At 59.0% G+C, this 7,374-nt stretch carries 6 protein-coding genes; 4 read left to right on the top strand and 2 right to left on the bottom strand.

The window, feature by feature from the left end; genetic code table 11:
* From uvrD to D8U69_RS02355, 3 genes are all read left to right on the top strand, one after another.
* Positions 1–2,109, top strand: a 2,109-nt coding sequence (uvrD, locus tag D8U69_RS02365) for a DNA helicase II (RefSeq protein ID WP_130906609.1), incomplete at its 5' end; no start/stop codon positions are given.
* Positions 2,110–2,332: 223 nt separating this feature from the next.
* Entirely contained in the window at positions 2,333–3,211 is an 879-nt protein-coding gene (locus D8U69_RS02360) for a Tim44 domain-containing protein (RefSeq protein ID WP_056854317.1), read from the top strand.
* A gap of 138 nt (positions 3,212–3,349) precedes the next feature.
* On the top strand, positions 3,350–3,757 hold the full coding sequence (locus D8U69_RS02355; protein ID WP_014720555.1) for an SMI1/KNR4 family protein: 408 nt from the start codon (positions 3,350–3,352) through the stop codon (positions 3,755–3,757).
* Between the two features lie 21 nt (positions 3,758–3,778).
* Here D8U69_RS02355 and D8U69_RS02350 read toward each other — a convergent pair whose 3' ends face one another.
* On the bottom strand, positions 3,779–5,542 hold the full coding sequence (locus D8U69_RS02350; RefSeq protein WP_056854316.1) for a cation:proton antiporter: 1,764 nt from the start codon (positions 5,540–5,542) through the stop codon (positions 3,779–3,781).
* A gap of 288 nt (positions 5,543–5,830) precedes the next feature.
* Between D8U69_RS02350 and D8U69_RS02345 the strand changes: the two genes are divergently transcribed.
* On the top strand, positions 5,831–6,313 hold the full coding sequence (locus D8U69_RS02345; RefSeq protein ID WP_041073853.1) for an acyl-CoA thioesterase: 483 nt from the start codon (positions 5,831–5,833) through the stop codon (positions 6,311–6,313).
* A 79-nt stretch (positions 6,314–6,392) separates the two neighbouring features.
* Here the strand turns inward: D8U69_RS02345 and pdxY are convergent, their stop codons facing one another.
* Positions 6,393–7,265, bottom strand: coding sequence for a pyridoxal kinase PdxY (pdxY, locus tag D8U69_RS02340; protein WP_130906608.1), 873 nt, complete (start codon positions 7,263–7,265; stop codon positions 6,393–6,395).
* Positions 7,266–7,374: the final 109 nt, after the last annotated feature.

Below are 7,374 nucleotides of genomic sequence, written 5' to 3'. Positions count from 1 at the left end.
CGTCAGTTGGTCCTGGCCGGTGCTGGTTCCGGTAAAACCCGAGTGCTGGTGCACCGTATCGCCTGGTTGATCCAGGTCGAAAACGCGTCGCCCCACTCCATTCTGTCGGTGACCTTCACCAACAAGGCCGCTGCCGAGATGCGTCACCGCATCGAACAGCTGATGGGTATCAACCCGGCCGGCATGTGGGTCGGCACCTTCCACGGCCTGGCGCACCGCTTGCTGCGGGCGCACTGGCAAGAGGCAGGCCTGAGCCAGACCTTCCAGATTCTCGACAGTGATGACCAACAACGATTGGTCAAGCGGGTGATCCGCGAGCTCGGCCTGGACGAGCAACGCTGGCCGGCGCGTCAGGCCCAATGGTTCATCAACGGGCAAAAAGACGAAGGTCTGCGTCCGCAACACATTCAAGCCAGCGGCGACCTGTTCCTGGCGACCATGCGCAGCATTTATGAAGCCTATGAGGCTGCGTGTCTGCGCGCCGGTGTCATCGACTTCTCCGAACTGCTGCTGCGCGCCCTCGACCTGTGGCGCGATCATCCGGGCCTGCTGGCGCATTATCAAAAGCGCTTCCGGCACATTCTGGTGGACGAGTTCCAGGACACCAACGCCGTGCAGTACGCCTGGTTGCGCTTGCTGGCCAAGGGCGGCGACAGCCTGATGGTGGTTGGCGATGACGACCAGTCGATCTATGGCTGGCGCGGCGCGAAAATCGAGAACATCTACCAGTATTCCGAAGACTTCCCGGACGCCGAGACCATTCGTCTGGAGCAAAACTACCGTTCCACGGCCGGTATCCTCAAGGCTGCCAACGCCCTGATCGCCAACAACACCGGTCGCCTGGGCAAGGAACTGTGGACCGACGGCGGCGATGGCGAGGCCATTAACCTGTATGCCGCCTTCAACGAACACGATGAAGCACGCTACGTTGTCGAAACCATCGAAAGTGCGCTGAAAACCGGCCTGGCGCGAAGCGATATTGCGATTCTGTACCGCTCCAACGCCCAATCGCGCGTTTTGGAAGAAGCCTTGCTGCGCGAGCGCATTCCGTACCGCATCTACGGTGGTCAGCGCTTCTTCGAGCGGGCGGAAATCAAAAACGCCATGGCCTACATGCGCCTGCTTGAAGGCCGTGGCAACGATGCCGCGCTGGAACGGGTGATCAACGTACCCGCCCGCGGCATCGGCGAAAAAACCGTCGAAGCGATTCGCGAGCATGCACGCCACAGCGATGTGTCGATGTGGGAAGCGATGCAACAACTGGTAGCCAACAAGGGCCTTACCGGTCGCGCCGCCAGCGCATTGGGCGCATTTGTCGAGCTGATCGAAAACCTTGCCGCCAAGTGCATGGAAATGCCGCTGCACCTGATGACCCAGACCGTCATCGAGCAGTCGGGGTTGATCGCCTATCACGAAGCGGAAAAAGGCGAGAAAGGCCAGGCCCGGGTAGAAAACCTTGAAGAACTGGTCAGCGCTGCGCGTAACTTTGAAAACAGCGAAGAGGACGAGGACCTGACGCCACTGGCGGCATTCCTCGGCCACGCGTCGCTGGAAGCTGGCGATACCCAGGCCGACGAGCACGAAGACAGCATTCAGCTGATGACCCTGCACAGCGCCAAGGGTCTGGAATTCCCTTACGTGTTCCTGGTGGGCATGGAAGAAGGCCTGTTCCCGCACAAGATGAGCCTGGAAGAGCCTGGCCGTCTCGAGGAAGAGCGGCGCCTGGCGTACGTCGGCATCACACGCGCCATGCAGAACCTGGTGATGACTTATGCGGAAACCCGACGCCTCTACGGCAGCGAGACCTACAACAAGGTGTCGCGTTTCGTACGCGAAGTGCCGAAAGGTCTGATTCAAGAAGTGCGGCTTTCCAACAGCGTCAGTCGCCCGTTTGGCGGCAACCAGTCGATGAGCGGCGGCAACCTGTTCAGCGGCAGCGAGATTCCGCAGACCGGCTTCAGCCTCGGCCAGACCGTGCGCCACTCGATTTTCGGGGACGGCGTGATCCTCAACTTCGAAGGCGCCGGGGCCGCGGCCAGGGTGCAGGTGAACTTCAGCGAAGGCAGCAAGTGGTTGATGCTGGGGTATGCGAAGCTGGAAGCGATTTAAAGCAATTTTCTGTGGGAGCGAACCTGTTCGTTCCCACAGGGTTTTGCAACTTTCCTACAGAACTTATCCACTCTTCCTACAGACCAAAGTTAACAGGCCTTATTGCCCTGATTAAGCTGAACCCGACCTGTCAGGCAAAAGCCCGAAACACTCTGCCGCTAGCCAGTAACACTTCAGCTGTGCAACATGGCGCGCGTGCCTTCCACAAATGGGAATTCCCTCTATGAAACGTTTTCTTAGCATCGCCATGGCGTTGTGCATCGGCCTGACGATGAGTCTCGACGTCAATGCCGCCAAGCGCTTCGGTGGTGGCAAAAGCGCAGGCGCTGCGCCAACTCACCAGACCAGCCAGATGGCTCCTTCTTCTCCAGGCATGGGCGGCGCTGCGGCGACCGCTGGTGCTGCCGGTGCCGCTGGCGCCGCTGCCAAGGCCGGTGGCGCTTCGCGCTGGCTCGGCCCACTGGCCGGTATCGCCGCCGGTGGCCTGCTGGCGTCCATGTTCATGGGCGACGGCTTCCAGGGCATGCAGATCTTCGACATCCTGATCATGGCGGTCATCGCGTTCCTGGTCTTCCGCTTCATCGCCGCCCGTCGTCGCAAGCAGCAGGAGCAATTCGCACCAGCCGGTCACGCGCCGATGCAGCGTGAAGCTTTCGAACACAAGCCTGCCGGCGGTTCGATCTTCGGCGGTTCTGCAGCACCCGTCGCCGCTCGTCCGGTAATCAATGCTCCAGCCTGGTTCAATGAACGCAACTTCATCGAAGCAGCGCGCAATCACTTCCAGTCCCTGCAACAACATTGGGACGCGAACGAAATGGACAAGATCGCCGAGTTCGTCACTCCGCAGATGCTGGAGTTCCTCAAGCGCGAACGTGCCGATCTGGGCGACGGCTTCCAGTCGACCTACATCGACAACCTCAATGTGCAACTGGACGGTGTGGACGATCGCGCCGACAAGACCATCGCCACCCTGACCTTCAGCGGCGTGTCGAAAACCTCGCGTTTCGACCAGGGCGAAGTGTTCAGCGAAAGCTGGAACATGGAACGTGCACAGGGCGAAAACCAGCCTTGGCTGGTCGCAGGTATCCGCCAGAACGGCTGATTACCCTCCGCGCTTCACTTGCGGTAATAAAAACCCCAGCCTCGGCTGGGGTTTTCTATTTCGCGGTTGCATCTATAGCGAGCTACTGTATAAACCGCCCCATATAAACCGCGCCATACAAGCAAGAGGATCCCGGACGTGGAAGAAATCATCGAACAACTGCGTGAAGCCAATGAACCGGTACCGGTCCCCTTGGAGTTGCCTGACGAAGACCTGCTGGTGGAAATTGAAGAACAATTGTTCATCGACATTCCGTTCGTCTTCAGAGAGTTTTTGCTGACCGTCAGCGACGTGGTCTACGGCAGCCTGGAGCCGGTGACCGTCACCGACCCGCAATCGCACACCTATTTGCCGGACGTTGCCGCCAACGCCTGGGATGCCGGTGTGGATCGCAGCCTGATCCCGATCTGCCAGGACGGCGACGACTACTACTGCGTCGAAGAAGACGGCACCGTGGTGTTATGGTCCGCCGAAGAAGAGCTGGTGACAGAAGAAACCTGGGAATCGGTATGGCATTGGGCGCGGGACGTCTGGCTGGAAAGCTGAGTCAGCTGACGCCCGGCCGGGTCAGTGCCCTGGCGAATCCTTGTGATTGTCCAGCGTATCCAGCAAGGCTACCTGCATCCGCGTGTGGACGCGGATGAACCAGCGCCACAGCAACGCCGCCACAGCGGCCGCAACCACGGCAATCAGTAGCAGCAACTTGTTGGTCGGCAAAATACTGGCCGACAAGGCTGCCAATAACAGAAAAATCACCAGCAGCGAGAGAATCGGGATCACTTCGGCGATCACCCGACGCACTCGCTGCGTGTGGCGCCCCGCCATCTCCGGTTTTACGCCCATCTCAGCCAACAGCATCGACAGCGCCTTGAGCTTGCGATACGCGGCAATCAGGAATGGCAGCGACAACAGCAGCGCTCCTCCCCAGATCAATGCCTTCTGCCAACTCGGATCGCTGATCCAATCCTGCAGATAAGTGGAAATGCGTTCGGCAAAGTAAGCGCCCGCGAAGAAGATCGCCACCACCAACGCCAGATTGACCCCCACTTGCAGCAAGATCCTTCGGATCATCGACGCCAGCAGCGCACCCTGGCCCTGTGGCTGGATGCTGCGCAGCCATTCGCCATACATCCCCAATACGCGTCCCAGTCGCTGCGGCATCACCGCCGCCAGTTTGATCGACAGCGGATCGGCGGCACGAATCAGATACGGCGTCAGCAACGTAGTGATCACCGATACCGCTACCGCCACCGGATAGAGGAAGTTACTGGTGACCTGCAGGGTCATGCCCAGCGAAGCGATGATGAAAGAAAATTCGCCGATCTGTGAAAGGCCCATCCCGACGCGCAGTGAGGTACGTCCGTCATTGCCGGCGATAAAGGCACCGAGCCCACAGGACAGCATTTTGCCAAGAACCACTGCCACGGTGATGACCGCAATCGGCCAGGCGTATTGCAGCAGGATCAGCGGGTCAAGCATCAACCCGATGGCAACGAAGAAAATCGCGCTGAACAAGTCGCGAACCGGCTCGATCAGGCGCTCGATTTTCAGCAATTGCCGGGATTCAGCCATGATTGCGCCGATCAGGAATGCGCCGAGCACCATGCTGTATTCGAGCTTGACCACCAGCAGACAGAAGCCGAAACACAGGCCCAGCACGGTAATCAGCAGCATTTCGTTGCTTTCGAATTTCGCCACATAGGCCAACAACCGCGGCACCAGCAAGATGCCGATCACCAGGGCGACGATCATGAACAGCGAAAGCTTGCCAACCGTAGAAAACACTTCGCCGGAGCTGACCGTGCCACTGACCGCGATGCTCGAGAGCAATGCGATGATGCCGATGCCGAGGATGTCTTCAACGATCAGCACACCGAAGATCAATTGCGCAAAACGCTGGTTTTTCATCTTCAGGTCGTTGAGTGCCTTGACGATGATGGTGGTCGAGGAAATCGCCAGGATTGCACCCAGGAACAGCGAATCCATGGTGTTCCAGTCAAACCAGCGACCGATTTCGTAGCCGATCCAGATCATCAGCACGATTTCCAGAAACGCCGCGATAAATGCCGTGGCGCCGACCTTGAACAGTTTGCGCAAGCTGAATTCGAGGCCCAGGCAGAACATCAGGAAAATCACCCCGAGTTCCGCGAGGGTCTTGATGGTTTCTTCGTCATGGATGAGGCCGAACGGCGGGGTGTGCGGGCCAATGATGAACCCGGCAACGATGTACCCCAGCACCACGGGCTGTTTGAAGCGATGGAAAAGAACGGTCACCACACCTGCGACCAACATGATCACTGCCAGGTCCTGAATAAAACTGATGGCATGCATGGTGTGAGGCTCCTTGGGTGACGCTGCTCATACATCGGGCGTGGGAATCGTCCGAGCGAGCAGAATGAAAATCCGCTATCCGCGTAGGCATTTTGCCCTTGGGGATGGGCTTTTGAAGGGTAACACCGCGACTTCCAACCGAAAGGCGGTGCAATATATGGAAACAGATCGATCCGGCGTGACGGCGATCAGCCGCCCGGCGTCCCGATAACTGTTGGTTTGAAAAAACCGCCGAGGCACCCGTAGAGGTGCGTCCCCTCAAACCTGGCCTTGAACCGTGAGAACGCTATGGAACCCGGAAACGCCCAACTGTCGATGACAGTATTGATGACCCCCGACATGGCCAACTTCTCTGGCAATGTTCACGGCGGCACCCTGCTCAAATACCTCGATGAAGTGGCCTACGCCTGCGCCAGCCGTTATGCAGGTCGCTACGTGGTGACCCTGTCGGTGGACCAGGTGATTTTCCGTGAACCGATCCATGTCGGCGAACTCGTGACGTTTCTCGCCTCGGTCAACTACACCGGTAACACGTCCATGGAAGTGGGCATCAAGGTGGTGACCGAAAATATCCGTGAGCGCTCAGTGCGTCACACCAACAGCTGCTTCTTCACCATGGTCGCGGTGGATGACCAACGTAAACCCGCCCCGGTGCCGCCACTGCAACCGCAGAACAGCGAAGACAAGCGTCGCTATATGCAGGCGCAGCAACGCCGCCAGATTCGCCAGGAACTGGAAAAGCGTTACCAGGAAATCAAAGGCGACGCGTAAAGCAAAAAAATCGCAGCCTGCGGCAGTTCCTGCAGAGGAATTCAGATCCCCGCAGGTTGCGATCTTTTTTGCACTTCGATCAAAGGCTGATCGATGTCGCCTCGAACCGCACCCGCGGATGGGCAATCCGATCCTGCGCGCGCACCAGCTCCAGCTCATAGCTGGCGCAGGCCTGAGTCTCGAGCAACACCTCGTGCACCGCCGATGCGGCGAACTCGAAAGCTGCCAGCAGGCTATCGCCCAATAGCACACGCGCCAGGAACAACCCGGACGTCAGATCACCAACGCCCACAGGTTGGCGCGGAAACGCCAACAGCGGGCGTTGCAGGTGCCAACTGCCTTGCGCTGTCACCAGCAGCATTTCGAAGACGTCCGGGTTTTTTCCCGGGTAGTCCAGATGTTTGACCAACACCGCCTTCGGCCCGCGTGCCAGTAACAAGCGCGCCATCGCCAGGCAATCAAACAGCGATTGCGGCTTGCGCCCCGAGAAGCTGTCGAGTTCCAGTTGGTTCGGACACATGAAGTCAGCCACGGCGGCGGCTTCTTCCAGCAGAAAATCGCTGACTTCCGCGGGCACGCTGCAGCCCTTCTCCGGATGACCCATGACCGGATCACACAGGTACAGCGCGTTGGGATTCATCGACTTGATCCGCTCCACCCCTGTGAGAATCGCCCGGCCCTGCGCCGCGCTGCCGAGATAGCCCGAGAGCACTGCGTCGCAATTGCCCAGCTCGCCAATCGCCGCGATGCCTTCGACCAGATCAGGGATCTGGTGCGGCGCCAGCACGTCACCGGCCCACTGCCCGTACTGTGTGTGGTTGGAGAACTGTACGGTGTTCAGCGGCCAGACATTCACCCCGACCCGCTGCATCGGGAAAACCGCGGCACTGTTGCCAGCGTGACCGAACACCACGTGGGACTGGATAGCGAGCAGATGGGGTGTACGTTTCATGCGGTGAGATTTCCGTAAAACGATTGAAATTCGAGCGGCGCAGTATGCGACTAAACGCAGTCTGTACGACAGACCGGCGACGCAGTTAAGCTGACACTATCTTGTTGGA

The sequence above is a fragment of the Pseudomonas sp. Sample_16 genome (assembly GCF_004307665.1).
Lineage (GTDB): Bacteria > Pseudomonadota > Gammaproteobacteria > Pseudomonadales > Pseudomonadaceae > Aquipseudomonas.
The sequence above is the reverse complement of the archived record's forward strand: the minus strand, read 5'-3'. Positions and strand labels throughout refer to the sequence as shown.